The organism is Paenibacillus dendritiformis (genome assembly GCF_021654795.1).
In the GTDB taxonomy this organism is placed as follows: domain Bacteria; phylum Bacillota; class Bacilli; order Paenibacillales; family Paenibacillaceae; genus Paenibacillus_B.
Genome location: NZ_AP025344.1, coordinates 2,605,308 through 2,622,692, shown reverse-complemented (window position 1 = coordinate 2,622,692; position 17,385 = coordinate 2,605,308). Strand labels below are relative to the sequence as shown.

At 55.6% G+C, this 17,385-nt stretch carries 22 protein-coding genes; 8 read left to right on the top strand and 14 right to left on the bottom strand.

Annotated elements, in window-relative coordinates:
- Positions 1-72 precede the first annotated feature (72 nt).
- The gene (locus L6439_RS11500; RefSeq protein ID WP_168177973.1) at positions 73-780 is read left to right on the top strand and encodes a CPBP family intramembrane glutamic endopeptidase; all 708 of its coding nucleotides are present in this window, start codon (positions 73-75) and stop codon (positions 778-780) included.
- 115 nt (positions 781-895) lie between these two features.
- The gene (locus L6439_RS11495) at positions 896-1,330 is read left to right on the top strand and encodes a VOC family protein (RefSeq protein WP_168177974.1); all 435 of its coding nucleotides are present in this window, start codon (positions 896-898) and stop codon (positions 1,328-1,330) included.
- Positions 1,331-1,408: 78 nt separating this feature from the next.
- On the opposite strand, the gene L6439_RS11490 is transcribed toward L6439_RS11495, so the two are convergent.
- Positions 1,409-1,576, bottom strand: a complete 168-nt coding sequence (locus tag L6439_RS11490; RefSeq protein ID WP_237096826.1) for a thioredoxin family protein — start codon at positions 1,574-1,576, stop codon at positions 1,409-1,411.
- 70 nt (positions 1,577-1,646) lie between these two features.
- Here L6439_RS11490 and L6439_RS29295 point away from each other — a divergent pair, with 70 nt between their 5' ends.
- Complete coding sequence (locus L6439_RS29295) at positions 1,647-1,775, top strand: hypothetical protein (RefSeq protein WP_269155984.1); 129 nt, start codon at positions 1,647-1,649, stop codon at positions 1,773-1,775.
- Here L6439_RS29295 and L6439_RS11485 read toward each other — a convergent pair.
- Positions 1,766-2,668 (bottom strand): NAD(P)/FAD-dependent oxidoreductase, encoded by a 903-nt coding sequence (locus L6439_RS11485; RefSeq protein WP_168178000.1) that lies wholly within the window; start codon positions 2,666-2,668, stop codon positions 1,766-1,768. The genes L6439_RS29295 and L6439_RS11485 overlap by 10 nt on opposite strands.
- Before the next feature lie 119 nt (positions 2,669-2,787).
- The gene (locus L6439_RS11480; protein WP_168177976.1) at positions 2,788-3,186 is read right to left on the bottom strand and encodes an Rrf2 family transcriptional regulator; all 399 of its coding nucleotides are present in this window, start codon (positions 3,184-3,186) and stop codon (positions 2,788-2,790) included.
- A gap of 246 nt (positions 3,187-3,432) precedes the next feature.
- Between L6439_RS11480 and L6439_RS11475 the strand changes: the two genes are divergently transcribed.
- Positions 3,433-4,044 (top strand): C40 family peptidase, encoded by a 612-nt coding sequence (locus L6439_RS11475; RefSeq protein ID WP_168177977.1) that lies wholly within the window; start codon positions 3,433-3,435, stop codon positions 4,042-4,044.
- A 211-nt stretch (positions 4,045-4,255) separates the two neighbouring features.
- On the opposite strand, the gene L6439_RS11470 is transcribed toward L6439_RS11475, so the two are convergent.
- Both L6439_RS11470 and L6439_RS11465 read right to left on the bottom strand, forming a co-directional pair.
- Positions 4,256-4,372, bottom strand: coding sequence for a YjcZ family sporulation protein (locus L6439_RS11470; RefSeq protein ID WP_210429263.1), 117 nt, complete (start codon positions 4,370-4,372; stop codon positions 4,256-4,258).
- A 213-nt stretch (positions 4,373-4,585) separates the two neighbouring features.
- Positions 4,586-4,969: a DUF2642 domain-containing protein gene (locus L6439_RS11465; protein WP_168177978.1), complete on the bottom strand. Its 384-nt coding sequence runs from the start codon at positions 4,967-4,969 to the stop codon at positions 4,586-4,588.
- 147 nt (positions 4,970-5,116) lie between these two features.
- On the opposite strand from L6439_RS11465, the gene L6439_RS11460 reads away from it, so the two are divergent.
- Positions 5,117-6,670, top strand: a complete 1,554-nt coding sequence (locus L6439_RS11460; protein WP_168177979.1) for an FAD-dependent oxidoreductase — start codon at positions 5,117-5,119, stop codon at positions 6,668-6,670.
- Between the two features lie 159 nt (positions 6,671-6,829).
- Here L6439_RS11460 and L6439_RS11455 read toward each other — a convergent pair whose 3' ends face one another.
- Entirely contained in the window at positions 6,830-8,023 is a 1,194-nt protein-coding gene (locus L6439_RS11455; RefSeq protein ID WP_213469763.1) for an MFS transporter, read from the bottom strand.
- A gap of 15 nt (positions 8,024-8,038) precedes the next feature.
- Positions 8,039-8,488 (bottom strand): MarR family winged helix-turn-helix transcriptional regulator, encoded by a 450-nt coding sequence (locus L6439_RS11450; protein WP_237096825.1) that lies wholly within the window; start codon positions 8,486-8,488, stop codon positions 8,039-8,041.
- Between the two features lie 186 nt (positions 8,489-8,674).
- Here L6439_RS11450 and L6439_RS11445 point away from each other — a divergent pair, with 186 nt between their 5' ends.
- A complete protein-coding gene (locus L6439_RS11445; RefSeq protein WP_213469762.1) occupies positions 8,675-9,448 on the top strand; it encodes a MerR family transcriptional regulator in 774 nt (257 codons plus the stop codon).
- 49 nt (positions 9,449-9,497) lie between these two features.
- On the opposite strand, the gene L6439_RS11440 is transcribed toward L6439_RS11445, so the two are convergent.
- The 5 genes from L6439_RS11440 to L6439_RS11420 all read right to left on the bottom strand — a co-directional run bounded on the left by L6439_RS11440 (position 9,498) and on the right by L6439_RS11420 (position 13,022).
- Positions 9,498-9,821 (bottom strand): AzlD domain-containing protein, encoded by a 324-nt coding sequence (locus L6439_RS11440; RefSeq protein WP_168177982.1) that lies wholly within the window; start codon positions 9,819-9,821, stop codon positions 9,498-9,500.
- Positions 9,812-10,534, bottom strand: a complete 723-nt coding sequence (locus L6439_RS11435) for an AzlC family ABC transporter permease (RefSeq protein ID WP_168177983.1) — start codon at positions 10,532-10,534, stop codon at positions 9,812-9,814. Before L6439_RS11435 ends, L6439_RS11440 begins: the two co-directional genes overlap by 10 nt.
- The gene (locus L6439_RS11430; RefSeq protein ID WP_168177984.1) at positions 10,531-11,367 is read right to left on the bottom strand and encodes a TrmB family transcriptional regulator; all 837 of its coding nucleotides are present in this window, start codon (positions 11,365-11,367) and stop codon (positions 10,531-10,533) included. The genes L6439_RS11435 and L6439_RS11430 overlap by 4 nt, the downstream gene beginning before the upstream one ends.
- 175 nt (positions 11,368-11,542) lie before the next feature.
- Positions 11,543-12,049, bottom strand: a complete 507-nt coding sequence (locus L6439_RS11425) for a ferritin-like domain-containing protein (RefSeq protein WP_213469761.1) — start codon at positions 12,047-12,049, stop codon at positions 11,543-11,545.
- 217 nt (positions 12,050-12,266) lie between these two features.
- Complete coding sequence (locus L6439_RS11420) at positions 12,267-13,022, bottom strand: DUF1836 domain-containing protein (protein WP_168177986.1); 756 nt, start codon at positions 13,020-13,022, stop codon at positions 12,267-12,269.
- Between the two features lie 235 nt (positions 13,023-13,257).
- On the opposite strand from L6439_RS11420, the gene L6439_RS11415 reads away from it, so the two are divergent.
- Together L6439_RS11415 and L6439_RS11410 are read left to right on the top strand one after the other, a co-directional pair.
- Complete coding sequence (locus tag L6439_RS11415) at positions 13,258-14,577, top strand: hemolysin family protein (RefSeq protein WP_168177987.1); 1,320 nt, start codon at positions 13,258-13,260, stop codon at positions 14,575-14,577.
- A gap of 156 nt (positions 14,578-14,733) precedes the next feature.
- Complete coding sequence (locus tag L6439_RS11410; protein WP_213469760.1) at positions 14,734-15,384, top strand: TetR/AcrR family transcriptional regulator; 651 nt, start codon at positions 14,734-14,736, stop codon at positions 15,382-15,384.
- Positions 15,385-15,436: 52 nt separating this feature from the next.
- Here L6439_RS11410 and L6439_RS11405 read toward each other — a convergent pair whose 3' ends face one another.
- Together L6439_RS11405 and L6439_RS11400 are read right to left on the bottom strand one after the other, a co-directional pair.
- Positions 15,437-16,537, bottom strand: coding sequence for an ABC transporter permease (locus L6439_RS11405; RefSeq protein ID WP_213469759.1), 1,101 nt, complete (start codon positions 16,535-16,537; stop codon positions 15,437-15,439).
- The gene (locus L6439_RS11400) at positions 16,534-17,256 is read right to left on the bottom strand and encodes an ABC transporter ATP-binding protein (RefSeq protein ID WP_168177990.1); all 723 of its coding nucleotides are present in this window, start codon (positions 17,254-17,256) and stop codon (positions 16,534-16,536) included. The genes L6439_RS11405 and L6439_RS11400 overlap by 4 nt, the downstream gene beginning before the upstream one ends.
- Positions 17,257-17,385: the final 129 nt, after the last annotated feature.

Sequence of the window (17,385 nt, the reverse complement as noted above, 5' to 3'; positions counted from 1 at the left end):
GAAAAATTGCGCTGGAAAACACACCGATGGCCTACCCGCGCGAATACGAACGAATCGAAAGGAGAATCCCTTATGCGCAACAACCCCATCCGCCCTCCTGGCGCCAACGAACGAGGCAACGTGCCATGGAAGGGAACCGACGTGCTGATCATCCTGATCATATGGAGGCTGCTGCTGTCGGCTCCCGTCATGAACGCGTTCGCCATCCCGCTGGAGTATCTGGGGCTCCTGCCCGCCTATGCCCGCTACACAGCGGCCTTCCTGGTCCACATCATTCAACTCGCCGTTATCGGCCTCGTCATCATCCGCAAGTATCAATTAACCTGGACATCCTTCGGATTCCGCAGGCCAACGAGGAAGGACTGGCTGCAATTGCTGCCCTGGGCGCTCCTTGCCAATCTCATTTCCGTGCTCGTGCTATGGGTTACATTTACGTTTCTGTGGTCGGAAGGCTCTTCCAAGGCGGAGGCGGCAGAATCGGTCGGCTTCATCCTAACATTACTTATGGGAGCCGTCGTTGCTCCCTTCGTGGAAGAGGTCGTCAATCGAGGCGTCATTTACGGCTATTTGCGGAGCCGCTTCGGCGTCTTGGCCGGCGTCATCGTGAGCGCGCTTATTTTCGGGGTCGGCCATGCCCCCGAGCTGATGCTGAATGCGTTCGTAACCGGCAGCGTGTTCGCGCTTTTTTATGAAAAAAGGGGCACCCTGTGGATGCCCGTCATGCTGCACGGCATCATGAATGCCACGGTTATTTTCATTTTTTACCTCTTGTCGCCCTGACGAGCGAAATCGAATTAGAATTATTAAAATTTCAATTATTTTTTAGAGCATAATTGATTTCCTGCCGCCCAATAATATACGATGAAGATCCAATCGAACGAAGGAGTTGAAGCCCATGTCCGTAGATGCATATCTGAATTTTAACGGGAACTGCCGGGAAGCCGTCGAGTTCTACGCTGATGCGTTCGGAACAGACAAGCCGCAGATCATGACTTTTGACGACGCGCCGCCCCACCCGGACTTTACGCTTCCGGAGGAAGCCAAGCATCTGGTGATGCATGCCCGCCTCAACATTTTGGGAAGCAACGTCATGTTCTCGGACGTATTCCCCGGAATGCCTTTCACGGTCGGCAATAATGTCAGCCTGGCCGCGATTTGCGAGAGCGAGGACCAGCTCCAATCGATCTATGACAAGCTGAAGGCCGGCGGCAAGGTCGTCATGGAGCTCCAGGAGACATTCTGGAGCAAACGCTACGGACAAGTGGAAGATCGGTTCGGAATTTTGTGGCAGCTTAACCTCGGCGACGGCGGGGATATGGGAGCCTGCTAGCGGGAAATAAGTGAAGGAGCAGCCCCGCTGCTCCTTTTTCATATGCCTAATTCGGTGTGATCAGACAATAATTCACTTTTACTGATGCTTGGATATGAACGCCTTCAGTCCCTCCAAGGACATAACCCCGACTTTTTTGTCGGCCGCTTCGCCGTTTTTGAACAGAAGCGTAGCCGGAATGCCCATAATCCCGAAATGAGCGGCCGTGTTCCCATTTTCGTCCACATTGACTTTGATCACCTTCACTTCGCCGCTTCCTGCTGCGTCATACGCTTCAAGTATGGGGGCGAACATCCGGCACGGGCGGATTGACTTGATGGACGATCATTCTGAATTCCATTCCGCCTTCCTCCCTACCCATCGGATTAAAATATGCGGCTTGCAAACGGCGCCGGCCGGAGCGAACAAGCCAATCATGATCGAGATCACCACCTCCTATCCATAATCCTCCTCAGTCAAATCCATATTGACGCTTATCGCGGTTCGGCTGCCGTCCGCGGCCGCAAAGACGACCTGGGAAGGCGCGAAGTAAGAAGCATCCCCCGCGGCATAGAAGCCGGGTATCGAGGTTCTTCCCCCTTGATCGGTCTTGATCCCGCCCGATTCGGTTCTTGCGCAGCCCAACTGTTCGCCGAACGGAGCGCTTTCCACGAATCGAGGCGTCACGAAACCGCCGGCCCGCGGGATCAGAGATCCATCCGCAAAGCGAACCTGCTCAAGCCGTCCATGCCGGCCGATGAAAGCCGCTACAGGCTCGTCCATGACGGCGATGCCGAGTGCATGGAGCCGCTCTCTATCCGGCTCCGGCAACGGAGCCTTGCCATTCGTGCACACGATCAGATCCTTGCTCCAATTGAGAAGCAGCTTCGCCATATGATACACGCTTGAATATTCGGACACCAGGACAAGCGGCCGATCCTGGAGCTCCCAGCCGTCGCAATACGGGCAACTGAACAAGCTTTTGCCGTATAGCGGATAGAAGCCTTCGATCTCCGGAAATATTTCTTTCACCCCCGTCGCCAGGATGACTTTGCGCGCTTGAAGGCGAAGACCTGACGAATCGGCCACTTCAAATCCGGAATCAGTCCGGTTCACCTCCACCGCCTCCGATGACCAATACTCCACGGACGGATAACGCCGCACCTCCTCATAAGCAATCCGGCGAAATTCGGCCGGAGATACCCCGTCCCTTGTAATGAAGCCGTGTGAGGCATGAGTGACGGCATTTCGGGGGCGGTTGCTGTCGAGCAAAGCCACCCTTCTTCTGGCCCTTCCCAGGACGAGGGCGGCATTCAAGCCGGCGGGGCCTCCGCCAATAATGACGCAATCGTAAATCATGCTGATCATCCTTTCAAATGTAGACATCAAAGACTCCTTATATCTATGACAAAACAAAAAAAATCCTTTTCCGCTCCGAAATGAGGCCTCTCTCCCGCCGCGCGAAGCGGCGGATCTCGTCAGACCTGCGTTGGCTTATGAGCCAGATCCGCCAATTTCGCATTTTTCAGATGCTGCTCCATCTTCTCTTCCGCTTCCTTCATAACCGCCTGAATCAAGCATTCGGATCCGTGGACAAATCCGCATTCAAACAAAGAAGCGCTCCCCTCGATGGCGTGGATGATATCCAAAAACGTAATATCGTCGGCATTGCCGATCAGCCGATAACCGCCATTGGCCCCGGATACCGATTCAATCATCCCTGCTTTCACGAGTCTCGTTAAAATTTTGGAGAGATACGTCGGCGACACGCCTTGAGCTTCCGCCAGCGGCTGGACGCCAATCGGCTTCACCGAAGAAGCTTCGACGAGCATAAGCATCGTATGAAGAGCATAATTCGTCGCTTTCGAAAATTTCATGACCGCACCCCATTCAAGGACTTATTGTATCTATAATATCCTTGATCCTGGCTCCCTGTCAAGCCGGGTCGTTTTTGGCATTTTGCTTGTGACGAAATCGTTAATATTTTCTCATCGAATTCTAATAAAGCCGGGAATTCATTGATGTTACAGCGTTTTCATGACTTCCGTAAAATACTGGATGCGAATCGTATGTTATGTTGGTTATAGGCCTTACCCCAACTTTTCAACACAAGGAGGAAGACCATGAACAATATGAAGAATCAGCGCATCGTAAAAACAGTAATGGGAATCAGCCTTAGCTTCTGTATAGCATTGTCCGGCACGGCGATGGCGGCCCCTCAACAAGCCCATGCGGCCTCCGCGTCCGCTTCGGCGGTCGCGAATGATATTATTGCGACAGGGAAATCCTTTCTCGGCGTCCCTTATCGCTTCGGAGCCGAGTCCGGCCGAACCGATCAATTCGACTGCTCTTCGTTCACGCAGTATGTGTTCAAGAAGCATGGCATCGAGCTGCCGCGCTCTTCCCGAGAGCAAGCGACGGCCGGCGTTAAAGTGTCCAAGAACGAACTGCAGCCTGGAGATCTCGTCTTTTCCGACACGAACCGGGACGGGAAAATTAACCACGTATCCATCTACATGGGCGAGGACAAGCTTCTTCACACCTATAAAGTCGGTGTCGGCGTAACGATTACCGATTTTTCCGGGAGCGCCTGGGACAAGACGTTTGTGACCGCGCGCCGCGTCATCTCCTCCTCGAAATCCGAAGCTTCTGCCCCAACTCAAGATCGCAAGGCGCAAAATGGCGGCGATCAGCAAACTCCTTCCCAGGAAGACCGATGGAATTGGCTGATGTAACCTACGCGTTTGAAAGCAGGGGTCCGTCCGGAAGCCCTGCTTTTTCGTTGTCTGCTCCTTCATTCAGGTGCTGTTCCTGCAATTCTCGTGTATGATTCCCCGGCGGCTTCGGCATCATGCGCTTACCGCGGCGGTTCTGCTTCGCCGCAACGAAAGAGCCCTGCTGCTCAAGCCAGGGCCCAAACCAGTTAGCTATGCAGAAACGCCGTTTTTAATAAATACAAGCACGCGATACGATGACCAACAGAATGAACAGAACCAGGATAACGCCTGTTGAAGTAAAAAGACCACCGACACCTTTGCATCCAATTCCGCCAACTTCACTCATCTCATCCAGCCTCCTTTCTCTCGGTACATTCTCATTTTATTAGGATTGCATCCCGATTGCCTTGGCGATGCCCCATCTCGCAATAATTGGGCTGTGCGGCGGGGGCTTGTCCGAAGGAGGGAATGGCCATACATCTGCCTATGCATGACAAAAGGCTCCTCAAGGAGCCTTTGTATCCTTCTTATGCCGCGTCGACCGGATAAGCCGCGCTCCTCATAAATACGAGATCGGCAGCCCCTCGAAGTAGACAATCTGAGCGGTCCGGATATGGTACGCCTTGTCATGCCGGTTCAACTGAATATGATCGACCGCGACGGCGGCCAGTACCCCTTCCAGCGTCTCTGCAGTCGTCCGAACGGTAATGTGCTGGCCCTGATGCCGGCTCAGATGATCAAGGAATACCGGATCCAGACAAGTCACGTAATCGGTTGGCTGCGGCACGGCCGGCGTCGTGCATATCGGAGTGCACGCGGCTGGATGATGATTGACATAGGCAGGCTGCAAGATCGGGTGAAGGCAAGTCTGAACATGATGCGGCTTGGCAGGCGGTTTTTCTTTTTCGGCAGGCGGCTTGTGTGCGGGCTTCTTCTCCGTCATGGGCGGTTCCCTCCTTTTCCGTCTCATTGTAATTATATATGTTCCGCCTTCGGGAATATTCCGGCCGGCGTTGAATCCGGCGCATGTATGCGATGATTCCGTTCCGGCAATGGTGATAACATATCGCCAAGAATCAGGAGGGTTAGCATGACCGAGAAGCGCCCCGACTATGAAGAGCTGCCCGCTCTCCCCCAGTCGTACTGGAGGGATTCGTGTTCCGTTCCCGCCTTCCCGAAGCTGGAGGAGCCTTCGGTGCAGGCCGAGGTGGCCGTCGTCGGAGGCGGAATCACCGGCATCACGGCGGCCTATCTGCTGGCGAGCGAAGGCTACCGGACCGTTCTGCTCGAAGCCGGCCGATTGTTCAATGGCACGACCGGGCATACGACCGCCAAAATTACGGCGCAGCATGATCTGATTTATCATGAATTGATCGGTACGATCGGCCTGGAGAAGGCCAAGCTCTATTATCAAGCCAATGCGGAGGCGGCACAGTTCATCCGGCGGATGGTGGAGCAACACCGCATCGCATGCGGCTACCGCGAGCAGGACGCTTATATCTATACGGAGACGGATGAGAGCCTCCGCCGGATCGAAGATGAGGCGACCGCCTATCATAAGCTCGGCATCCCCGGCGATTGGACCGATGATTGCCCGCTCCCTCTGCCGGTTAAGGGAGCCGTACTGATGAAGGGCCAGGCTCAGTTCCATCCTCTGCATTATGTGAAGGCGCTGACGGAGCAGTTTCTTCAAGCGGGAGGCCTAATTTTCGAGAATACGATGGCCCAGACCGTGGAGGAAGGAGCGGCACCGACCGTGGTCACGAAGGATGGCTGCCGCGTTACCGCGAAGCGGGTCATCTCCTGCACCCACTTCCCGTTTTTCGATGGCAAAGGGTATTACTTCACTCGCCTTCATGCGGAACGCTCGTATGTATTGGGAATACCGATCGGGGACGAGGCCGAATTCGCAGGGATGTATTTGAGCGCCGACGATCCGAAGCGGTCGGTGCGGACCGCGGGGGCCCCGGACGGAGAACGTCTGCTCCTGATCGGCGGCGAGAGCCACAAAACCGGCCAAGGCATCTGCACGATAAAGCATTATGAGGCGCTGCAGGCCTTCGCCGGGCGGCTGGTCCAGGCTCCGCATGTTGCGTACCGCTGGTCGGCCCAGGACCTAATTACGTTGGATAAGGTTCCTTATATCGGCCCGGTCTCGTCGGGTATCGGCAACGTGCTCGTAGCCGCCGGATTCCGGAAATGGGGCATGACGAACAGCGCGGCCGCGGGTCTGCTGCTGCGCGATATCGTGCAGGGGCGGGATAACCCGTACCGCGAACTGTATACCCCGTCCAGATTCCAGGGAGCCTCGGATGTCAAGAACTTCGTCGTCCTCAATGCCGATGTCGCGAAGCATCTTGTCAGCGGGAAGCTGGAATCCGTGCCGCGGACGCCGGAGGATCTCGCCGCCGGGGAAGGCGCCGCCGTCACCGTCGCCGGCCGCCGAGCCGGCGCTTACCGCGATGAGGACGGCACGCTCCATATCGTCGGTACGACCTGCACACATATGGGATGCGAGCTGGAATGGAACAGCGGCGAGCGGAGCTGGGATTGCCCTTGTCACGGTTCCCGCTTCTCGGTTATCGGCAAAGTGCTGGAAGGACCGGCCAAGAAGCCGCTTAAGCGGCTGGACAAGGAGGATTGACGGGCCCGCCGCTCCTAAATCTTGAGACCGGACACAGCGGCATGCGGACTCTTAAGCCGGCCATCCGGACATGTTCCCCCGATAGCGCCAAAACGCCGCTCCGGAAAAGCGGTTTGTCATCCGGAACGGCTTCGTTGGCTGAGATGTCAGGTTATGCGGTTACGCCGACAGATTCGCTTTGCTCCGCTGCCTCAACGCTGCCGCCTGAGCCATCGCGTAGACCAGCAGGAACAAGACCATGAAGCCGGCGGCATACCGGTACATGACAGCATAGCCCGTCGCCGCCGAGATCGCTCCCAGGAGAAGCGCTCCGGCGGCGACCCCAAGATCGGTCGAGTTGTAGAACATGCTGTTCGCCATGCCGTATTGCTCCTTCGGCACGAGCCGGATCATCCAGGCCTGTATCGTCGGCTGAATCGCCCCGAATCCTAGCCCGTACAGCAGAGCGGATACGATTAGCAGCGGGATCGTAGCCGTATACGATAATATCGTCAAGCTGGCGATAACGCAGACGGCCGCCGGGATCAGCACGGCCGCATGTCCTCTGCTGTCGAATACGCGGCCGGATATCGGCCGGATAATAATAATCGTGACGGCGTTGAACAAGAAGAACAGACCGACCTGTTCCAGATGCACGGCTTCCCCGAACAGGGCAATGAAGCCGAGCAGACCGCTGTAGGTAACGGACAGAATCACATTGAGCAGGGCCGGGAACAGCAGCTTCGGGTTGAACGGCTGCTTCTTCCGCGCTTCCGCCGCGGCGCGGGAACCCCGGCGTTCGGGCGGGATCGAGCGGGTGAGCAGCAGGATCGGAAAAATGAGCGCCACGGTGGCCGTTCCGATGACGGTCAGCGTGCCAAAGCCGGCTTGCTTCATCACATTGAGCCCGATCATCGGCCCGATCGACATGGCAAGGCTGGTTGACAAGCCGAAATACCCAATCCCTTCGCCCATCCGGGGAAGCGGAATGATCTGCGACACCATCGTCGGAATAATGGTGCTGCCCATACCGAACCCGATGCCGTATCCGACCCGCATCAGCAGGAGGGAGCCGACGGAATCGGCCGCGACATAGATGGTGGTCGTCACCGCGGCGGCGGCAAGGCCGATGTACAAGATGACGCTGCGCTTCATCCTGCGCATGAGCGCGGCGGTAATGAAGCGGGTCGCGATCGCGGAAGCCGCAAATACGCTGGTGACTAAGCTGACGGTGACATCCCCGGCCTGGAATTCATTTTTCACATACGCGGGAAAGGAAGACAGCAGCATCTGCAAATTCAAAAACAATAAAAACGAACAAATCGTTAACGAGAGGAACGATTTCGTCCAAAGCGGTGTTGATGGTTCCTTCATCAAGCGTCTCTCTCCTTATTCTCTGTTAAATAGTTCATTCACATGGCTGTTGACGCGGAGAAGAAGCCCGATGAGCAGTTCATATTCGTCTTCCGACATACATTGCTTGATGTCATGAATCATTTGCTGCTCGATTGGCGATGTGAGCTCGATCAGCGCCTTCCCCCGCTCGGTAATGCGGACGAGGAAGGAACGGCGATCATGCTCTCCCGGTGTCTTGAACACGAATCCCTTCGCTTCCAGATGATCGAGAATCCGCGTCGTCGTCGGCTTATCCTTGCCCGAGCGCTCGGCAATATCTCTTTGAATCAAGCCGTCGGCCCGGCTAATCTGATACAGGATGGTCCATTGCTCGGGCGTAATGTCGAACTCCTTCAAGCGATGCTGGAACAGGTTCGACACCTTGCGGTAAGTCATGCCCATCACGAAGCCAATGGAACGGAACAGACGATTCTCTTCTGTCACGCCGGCAGTCCCCTTTCGATAACGAAATTTATTATAGTTGTCTAAACAACTATATGTCTAACAACTACAAATGTCAATGGAAATCCCGCGGCCCCTGCCGCCGATATGTCATAAACGGGGCTTGAAAGTGACGTAGCGTCATCTTGTATAATGGAAAGATATCATCCAAGGTAAGGTGGGGTAATCGTGATTCCGATTCAAGAGGTGACCAAGGCGACCGGCATGACCGTCCGGACGCTCCGCTATTATGACCAAATCGGGCTCTTGAACCCGGCAGGCAAGACGCCCGGCGGGCATCGGCTCTATTCGGACGAGGACTTGATGAGATTGAAGCATATCCAATTTTTGAAGCAGATGGGCTTCCGCTTGCAGGAGATTGATGAGATGCTCGCCACCCATGACCTGGATTGGTCGGCCAGCCTGAACAGTCAGTTGGCCTATGTGCTGGAGGAGCAAGAGAAGCTGAAGCAGATGGAAATTTATTTGCGCGAGCTTATTCACAGTATGGCTGTCGAAGGAGACGCGAAGAACAAGGCGGTTCAGAAGCTGATTCAGCTGTCCGGACGCAGTCAGGAGACGCGCCGGAAATATCGCAAGCTCCTCTTCCAGGAGCATGAGCAGAAGCTGATGGCACGCTTGCCGAGAGTGGATGGCAGCGATCCCGATTCGCTGGAATGGCTCGGTCTGATCGCCCAGTTCCGCAAACATATGGATAAGGGACCGGCTTCGCCTGAGGTCCAGCGCATTATTCGACGCATTGCCGAGAAGTGCGAGGAGGCGTTTCCGGGAGAAGCGGAATTTCTCGATAAACTCTGGGAAATCCGGAAATGCCCGGAGCAGTCCGCCCAAGTCGGGATGTATCCCTTGGAGCCTGAGCTGCTGGAGATGTTCGAGCAGGCGTATCACCACTATCTCGCCAGCGAAGTCCTCCGGCAGCCGAAGCGGGAGGCCGGCGCATAAGCCGCAAGCCGGCCTCCTTGGCTCGCCTTGCCCCGCTGCCTTCCTCGGGTCACAGCAAGGAGACGGCATACCGGAGCAAGGCGATGGCCGCCATCCCGGTCATAACGGTAATGAGCAGGCTCCGGGTGAAGTAGGCGGCGGCGAATGCCGCCGCGGCCGCAATGAGCGGCAGCAGAGAGCCGCCTTCGCTGCCGACGAACAGCTCCTGAGCCAGTAGGGCCGACATGACCGCGATCGGGATATGGCTCAGCCACTTCTGCCCCCATTCCGGCAGCGGCTTCTTGCTCAATACGATCAGCGGCAGCACCCTCGGTATGACCGTGACGAGCGCCGCTCCCGCGAGCATCAACAGAAAGCTCCATCTTACTTCCATTTTTCTATCCACACCCCTACGCTGGCCGCGATAATAATTGCGATTAAGACCCCGGCGCTCTTGGACAGGAACATCGTTCCGGCGATGGCTGCCGCCACGGCGCAGCCCGCGACCGCCAGATCGACCCGGTACTTGGACCGTTCCAGCCATTGCAGCATGAACAGTCCGATGAACATGGCCGGCAGGGCAAAATCCAAGCCGTACTTCTCCGGCGCGGCGATCCAGTGTCCGAATATGCCGCCGGCGAGATTGGCCACGAGCCAATTCAGATAGGCGGTGACATTGAGCCCGAGCATCCACGAGAAGCTTCCCTGCGCCCGCCCCGTCAGCTTCGTCACGGCGACGCCGAAGGTCTCATCGGTCAATTGGGAACCGATCAAAATATTTTTCCAGGCCGGCAAATGGCGGAAATAGGGCGACATCGCCGCGCTCATTAACAGATGGCGCAAATTCACGAAAAACACCGTAAAAATGATGGCAAACGCCGGGCTGCCCGAGGCAAGCATCCCGGCCACGATGAATTGGGCGGAGCCCGCATACAAAAAGATCGACAGCAGCGCAATCTCGGCCAGAGACATGCCTGCCGTCTTCTCCACCACTCCCGCCGCGAAGCCGATGCTCAAATAACCCAATACCGTGGGAAGGCAGTCCTTCACTCCCAGCAGAAACGGTCCGCTCCTCGTGACAGGCGCATTCACATATTGCCGGTTCATCGATCTTCCTCCGTCCTCTCTTGAGCCTCATATCGTTGTCCGGTAACGACATGATATAGCGCTGGTTCATTCCGCCACAGCGCATCCAGCTTCTCCGGGCCGAAGACGGCCGTGATCTCTTCAATCATGATGTCATGCCGGATGTATTCGGTCGCCACCAAGACAAGCACCGGATCATGCGTCCGGACCGCCCAGGAGGCGGCGTCGCCGGAGAAATTCGCGATGAGCACCTCTTCACCGTCGCGAGAGACGATGGTCAAGCGCCCTCCTGCCCGATCCTTGACCACTTCCGGCGGCATATAATCGTGATGAAAGGTCGTCCCGATGCGGGCTTCCGGCGCTCCGAAGAGTACGGAAAACACCTGGACTCCCTCCCGCAGATGCGCATTCACCGCTTCCTGGATAACGGGGACCTGCGGCTCCCAGACGGATAGCCACAGCTCGTCCTCCGCCCTCCCGATCATGTCGGCCATCTCCTTCAGCACCAGCTCATCGCTGCGGATATGCCAGATGACATCCATGTCGCGCTCCCGCTGCAGCAGCGGCAGCTTTTGCTCCAAAAATGAAAAAGATTGCTCAAATTGGTTCCGCAGCCGGTCGATCAGTTCACCCGAAGGGACCGGCGAATATTTGACCGGATCGGAAGGCACGAGATGAACGGCCCCCTTGTCCATCAATTTCCCCAGCACCTCGTATATCATCGAGCGGGGCACGCCGGATCGCTTGCTGATCTCATAGCCCGTAACCGGGTGAACCTTCAACAGCCCGATATAAGCTTTGCATTCATACGGAGAAAAACCGAGCTTCTGCAGCTCCTTGAATACCTCTTCCATGCGGCACATCCCTTCTGTCAGATTTAAGTTCTTTTCACGGAGTTATGTATCTAACTACTAGGAATCGCGTAAAGAAAAACGGCTCAGCGCAGAGCGAACCGTCATCGGCCATCCCGGCCGCGTCGTTAGATTACTACTTACTATAATGCCGCTTTCTCATCCTGTCAATGGTTCTTCACCTGGAATTGAGGGTGAACAAATAATTGTACTTCGCAGAATGCTTCAACTCGTCCGTAATAATCTCGAACAGCATATCTCTATATCTGCCATGCGTCAGACAGCGCCGAATCTTGCGATATTTCTCGACTGCTCTCAGCTCGCCGAACAAAGCTTGCTTCAGTCCTTCCGTATACGACCCCGGCCTTGCGAACGGCGCGCCGCCTCCACTCTCCAACTCCCGCCCCGTGAAGTCGCGGTAAATCTGACGGAACATGCGGTTATGCTTCCGCTCGTCATCCCGGATCGAAGCGATGATCTCTTGCTCCTCCCGCGATGAGGCGACAGAAATGAGGTATTGATAGAACAGCTCATCCTCCCTCTCCCCCTGAACCGCTCCCTTGATCAGCTCCAGCGCCTCTTGCGCGCAGGAAGGTTCTAATCCCGCCGGCACGGGAGCATGGATCGGTGAATACTCGCGATACACATCATAATACGGGCTGTTCGGGCTATACGGGCTGTACATTCGCTAATCTCCTTTGCGTCTCAGTTACTGCAAGTCTATGCAATGAGCCCGAACCGGGTGAATGTCCTGGCCCCGGAAGCCCATCCCGGCCTCGTCACGCCAAAATTATGGTTGTGCTCCGGGCGGTAATGACAAAAGCGGCCCCCCTATCCTGACGGATACGATCGCCGCTTTTCCGGTTCTTATGGACAATTGGCCGTTGCTTGCAACGGGATGATTACGTTTCGAATGGCAGGAACACGTTGGCGGTATAGTACCGCTTCGCGATATCCTGCAAGTAGGAGGCCTGGACGGACAGAACCGCGATGACCAGGCAGTTGCTGACTGCCTTCCGGCAGGCGCCGGACAGCGTCCATCCTTGGGCCTTGCGGTCGGCCGTCGTCTTGACGATCTGCTCCAGCAGCGCATCCGGCGCGCCCGCGGCCGAAGCATGTCCGGCCACATCGAATAACTGGTCATTGTTCGCATCCAATTCCTCGAACATGCCGGCATAAGCATGATAGATCTGAATCGGATCAATCCCTGTGTGCCGATCGCGGAACAGGGATTCGAACAGGGTGCGAATCGAGACGAAATCAAGCGTGCACTTCAGATCGTCGATCATGAACATGAGCGCCGCTTGATTCACCGAGTATTTGCGCCCCTCCTTCAGGCTCGCGAACAGCTCCTTGAAATCGCGCTTTACCCAATTTTGAATCGATGTAATGGAGATGTTCGAATGCTCTATCAAATGGCCCAGATCCGCGATTTCCTGCAGCGAGAAGCCGGCAAACGGCTGGCCCTGAATCAATTTCTTGATGATATGCGGCATATCCAGCGACAGAATCGCCTGCATCGAATCCGCCGCTCCCGCATTGCCGTGGCTATGCGACCATGCGGCCTGGAGAATGGCCAACGGCGACGGGCGCCGCGTCCCTTGCAGCGAGAGCAACAGAGACGACATTTCTTTGCGGGTCAGCGTGAAAGACTCCATCTGCTCCCCTCCTTGCCTTGCAAAAGTTCATATGAACTTAATATAGCACTGTTCAAAATTGCTTGTAAAGAGCCGAAAAACGAAGGGAATCGTATCCCACATCGTCCTCAATGGGCCAAAACCGGTCCGATTCCCCCAAATTGAGCCCTGCGGCCAGTTGTAGATCCAAGGTAAAGTTCGTAAAATTAGTTCATAAGAACTTAAATCTGATGATAAAGGGATGAGACAACATTATATGGGTATAGGATTGAATCTATTCATGATTGCCGTATTGATTATGCTGACCGCGTTCTTCGTGGCGACCGAGTTCGCTATCGTGAAGCTGCGCTCGAGCAGAGTGGATCAGCTGGTGCTGGAAGGCCATAAGAAGGCTCTCGCCGTTCAGCAGGTCACAAGCAACATGGATGGATATCTGTCAGCCTGTCAGTTGGGAATTACGATTACGGCGCTAGGACTCGGGATGCTGGGCGAGCCGACCGTGGAAGCGATGCTGCTCCCATGGCTGACGGACATGAATATTAGCGGCAACGTCAGCCACATTCTGTCCTATGCCATCGCATTTGTGTCCGTTACCTTTCTCCACGTGGTCGTCGGGGAACTCGCGCCGAAGACGCTGGCCATTCAGAAGGCCGAAGCGATCACCTTGCTGGCGGCGAAGCCGATTATATTTTTTTACAAATTGATGTACCCATTCATCTGGCTGCTTAACGGGTCTGCGAACCTGCTGGTCCGGACATTCGGTCTCAAAGCAGCCGGTGAGCACGAGGAAGCCCATACCCAGGAAGAGATTCAGATTATCCTCTCCGAGAGTCTGCAAAGCGGGAAGATCAACAATGCCGAATACGGTTATGTGAACCGCATCTTCGCATTCGATGAGCTGCTGGCGAAGGAGATTATGGTTCCGCGCACGGATATGGCCTGCGTGTATACCAACTATTCCTTGGAGCAGAACCTGGAGATTATACGCAAGGAGCAGTACACCCGCTTCCCGGTCGCGACCGGCTCGAAAGACAACATCATCGGCATGATCAACACGAAGCAGCTGTTCCTGGAGTATGACCGGGAAAAAGCATTTGAGTTCAAATCATTGATACACCCGATTCTTACCGTGCCCGAGGCGATACCGGTCAAGACCTTGCTGACCCGGATGCAGCAGGAAAATATGCATATGGCCCTGCTCGTGGATGAGTATGGCGGGACATCGGGTATTATTACGATAGAGGATATATTGGAAGAAATCGTCGGCGAGATTCGGGATGAGTTCGATACCGATGAACGCCGGGAAATCGAAGTATTGGATGAAGGATGCTACCTGCTTGACGGCCTTGTTCCGCTTCACGAGTTCTGCCATCTGACCGGACTTGAGATCGAGAACGCCGAAGTGGACACGTTCGGGGGCTGGGTATTCAATCATTTCACGGAGCTGCACCGGGGCAAGGAATTGCGTTATGAGCATGTCCGCATGATTATCCGCGAGATGAGCAAGAACCGCATTCGCCGGATTGAAGTCATTGTCGAGGATAAAGCGGAAGCACCCGCACCAGTACCGGAATAACAGGCGCCATTGGCCCACATTATGGAACATGTGCCGGCATCGCGCCCTCTCCCGAACGGAAGAGGGCGCTTCTGCATTTAACAATCCTATTTCTTTGTGATAAGCTAACGGTAACGGCACACGGAACGAAGGATACAAGGAGTTGCCAACAAACCTATGACCGAGCCATGGATTGAAGAACTGCTGCACGCCGATGCCAATCCGAAGATGACCGAGAAGCAGGAACGGATTGTGAAGGCGGCTATTGAAGTGTTTGCGCAAAAGGGCTTTGCCGCCTCCTCGACCAGCGAGATTGCGCAGCGCGCCGGCGTGGCGGAAGGCACTATCTTCCGTCATTACAAGACGAAGAAGGATCTGCTCCTCTCCATCGTGGCCCCTTCCATCGTCAAGCTCATTGCCCCGTTCGTCCTGCGCGAGTTCAAGGACGTGCTCGATACGGAATATGAGAGCTACGATCAGTTTCTGCGGGCCGTCATCGAGAACCGCATCGATTTTTTGCATCACAATATGAGTCTGGTTCGCATTGTCCTGCAGGAGCTTCCCTTCCACCCTGACCTGCAGGCCCAATTGCAGGAGATTGTCGTCTCCCAAGTGAAGGAACGGTTTGAGAAGATCATCCGCCGCTTCCAGGCCGAGGGGAAGCTTGTCGAGCTGCCGACCGGCACGGTGATCCGGCTGACCGCCTCGGTCATTATCGGGTATGTGCTTGCGAGATCCCTCTTTCTCGAGAAGGAGCATGCCGAGTGGAATGACGAGCAGGAACGGGAAGCCACGATTTCCTTTCTTATGAAGGGGCTTGCCCCATGATTTCATAAGCCAGCCGCCGCAGATAGCAATCCGCGGCGGCTTTTCGCTGCGCTTATATATTGCGGTACTTCCGCAGCACGGCAATATTAAGCAAGATGAAGACGAGGGCGAAGCCGACCAGCGCGACGAGATCAGCGTATATATCAGACAGTCCCATCCCTTTATACATGACGGCTTGCAGCGCATCCCCTCCATAATACATCGGCATGATCCGCGCAACCGCCTGTAGCCAATCCGCCATGCCGTCCACCGGAAAAATGCCCGCGAAGAAAACTTGGGGAACGACGACAAGCGGGATGAACTGCACCATCTGGAATTCCGAGTTGGCGAAGGCCGACAGCAATATCCCCAGCGATAAAGCGACCAGCGCGAGCAGCAAATTAATGAGAATAACGATCCCCAGGCTGCCCGCCATCACAATCCCGAGCACCTTGACCGAATAAAAGACGACGATAAGCGTCTGAATCACGGCAAACAGTCCGTAGCCCAACAAGTAGCCGAATACAATCTCGCTGCGGCGAACCGGCGTCGACATCAGCCGGTCCAGCGTGCCGGTCGTCCGTTCCCGCAGCAGGGCGATTCCCGAGATGAGGAAGACAAAGAAGAAGACGAAGAAACCGACAAGAATCGGACTCAACACATCAAAGAACGAGGTGTCGGCATCGCCGTACAAATACTCGATCGCAAGCTTCGGCTCCCCCGTCCCGAGAGGATTCCCCGCCGGAAGCTCAACCTTGCCGTGCAGCAGATGAGCCAGCCCTTCCGCCTGCTGCTTCGCCGCCTGCGCCGCTAGCGTCTGCATCACCTTCATCTGCAGCGCTTTGGCGGAGGCCGGATCCTCATTCCGCAGCGTAAGGCCGGCCTCCTCCCCTTGCCACTGCAGCACGCCGTCGAGCTCCTCCTCGGCCAGCAGTTTTTTCGCTTCGGCTTCGCCAGAATAGACAATCGGTTCGATCTCCATCTCCCGCAGCGCCTCCACCGCCGCTTCATCCGCGCCGATGACCGCAAGCTTCGGATTCGCGCCGGAATCGCCGGTGAACAAGAAGTGAACGAGCGTCAAAATCAGCAGGGGCGCCGCCATCATGAGCGCCAATGTCCGTTTGTCGCGCATCATCTGCCGGCCAATCCGTCTAACCAGGGCTCCCGTTCTCATGCGTCCCTTCCCCCTGCCTTAATAAATATTTCCTCCAGGCTGTGAATGCCGAAGCGGCTTTTCAATTCAGGAGGCGAGCCGCAGGTCAGCATGCGCCCTTCCCTCATCATCGCCAGCCGGTCGCATTTTTCCGCCTCGTCCATGACATGCGTCGTCACCAGTATCGATTTGCCTTGCTCCTTCAGGCGGTACAGCTCATTCCAGATCGATAATCGGAGCTCCGGATCGATGCCGACCGTCGGTTCATCGAGCACGAGCACCTGCGGATCGTGAACGAGCGCAATCGCCAGCGACAGCCGGCGCTTCATGCCGCCGGAATAGGCCATCACTTTTTTGGTCAAATGGGGAGTGAGTTGAACCAGATCAGCCGCATAGGCAATCCGTTCTGCCCTCTTCTTTTTGGACAGGCCGAACAGGGATGCGAAAAAATCCAGATTCTCCTTCCCTGTCAGCTCCGGGTAGAGGGCGTCCGACTGGGCCATATATCCGATTCGCTGCAGCATCCCGAGATTCGGAATCCGGATGCCCTCTACCTCGATCTCCCCCTCCGAAGCCGAATCCATGCCGACGATCAGCTTCACCAGAGTGGTCTTTCCTGCCCCGGACGGACCGATCAACCCATAGATCTCCCCTTCGGCTACGGTCATATCCACGTCAGAGACAATGACCTTCTTGCCATATCGCTTGCTTACATGATGGACGGCAATTACGTTTTTCACAGGGTTCACCATCCCCTCAAAAATGTGAGTGAGTGTTTACTCATTTTTATTATACTCGCTTTTTCCATTATGTAAATCCATGAATTCCGACTACGCCGGCACCCCGGAACAAAACAAAAAAGCGTCCAC

Bases quoted from the DNA above. Each gene is read 5' to 3' on its own strand.
- L6439_RS11420 (WP_168177986.1), bottom strand. From the start codon at position 13,022: ATGGAGTCTTTCACGCTGACCCGCAAAGAAATGTCGTCTCTGTTGCTC.
- L6439_RS11500 (WP_168177973.1), top strand. From the start codon at position 73: ATGCGCAACAACCCCATCCGCCCTCCTGGCGCCAACGAACGAGGCAAC.
- L6439_RS11425 (WP_213469761.1), bottom strand. From the start codon at position 12,049: ATGTACAGCCCGTATAGCCCGAACAGCCCGTATTATGATGTGTATCGC.
- L6439_RS11455 (WP_213469763.1), bottom strand. From the start codon at position 8,023: ATGAAGGAACCATCAACACCGCTTTGGACGAAATCGTTCCTCTCGTTA.
- L6439_RS11440 (WP_168177982.1), bottom strand. From the start codon at position 9,821: ATGGAAGTAAGATGGAGCTTTCTGTTGATGCTCGCGGGAGCGGCGCTC.
- L6439_RS11460 (WP_168177979.1), top strand. From the start codon at position 5,117: ATGACCGAGAAGCGCCCCGACTATGAAGAGCTGCCCGCTCTCCCCCAG.
- L6439_RS11465 (WP_168177978.1), bottom strand. From the start codon at position 4,969: ATGACGGAGAAGAAGCCCGCACACAAGCCGCCTGCCGAAAAAGAAAAA.
- L6439_RS11485 (WP_168178000.1), bottom strand. From the start codon at position 2,668: ATGATTTACGATTGCGTCATTATTGGCGGAGGCCCCGCCGGCTTGAAT.
- L6439_RS11470 (WP_210429263.1), bottom strand. From the start codon at position 4,372: ATGAGTGAAGTTGGCGGAATTGGATGCAAAGGTGTCGGTGGTCTTTTT.
- L6439_RS11475 (WP_168177977.1), top strand. From the start codon at position 3,433: ATGAACAATATGAAGAATCAGCGCATCGTAAAAACAGTAATGGGAATC.
- L6439_RS11435 (WP_168177983.1), bottom strand. From the start codon at position 10,534: ATGAACCGGCAATATGTGAATGCGCCTGTCACGAGGAGCGGACCGTTT.
- L6439_RS11410 (WP_213469760.1), top strand. From the start codon at position 14,734: ATGACCGAGCCATGGATTGAAGAACTGCTGCACGCCGATGCCAATCCG.
- L6439_RS11495 (WP_168177974.1), top strand. From the start codon at position 896: ATGTCCGTAGATGCATATCTGAATTTTAACGGGAACTGCCGGGAAGCC.
- L6439_RS11405 (WP_213469759.1), bottom strand. From the start codon at position 16,537: ATGAGAACGGGAGCCCTGGTTAGACGGATTGGCCGGCAGATGATGCGC.
- L6439_RS11430 (WP_168177984.1), bottom strand. From the start codon at position 11,367: ATGGAAGAGGTATTCAAGGAGCTGCAGAAGCTCGGTTTTTCTCCGTAT.
- L6439_RS29295 (WP_269155984.1), top strand. From the start codon at position 1,647: ATGGACGATCATTCTGAATTCCATTCCGCCTTCCTCCCTACCCATCGG.
- L6439_RS11480 (WP_168177976.1), bottom strand. From the start codon at position 3,186: ATGAAATTTTCGAAAGCGACGAATTATGCTCTTCATACGATGCTTATG.
- L6439_RS11415 (WP_168177987.1), top strand. From the start codon at position 13,258: ATGGGTATAGGATTGAATCTATTCATGATTGCCGTATTGATTATGCTG.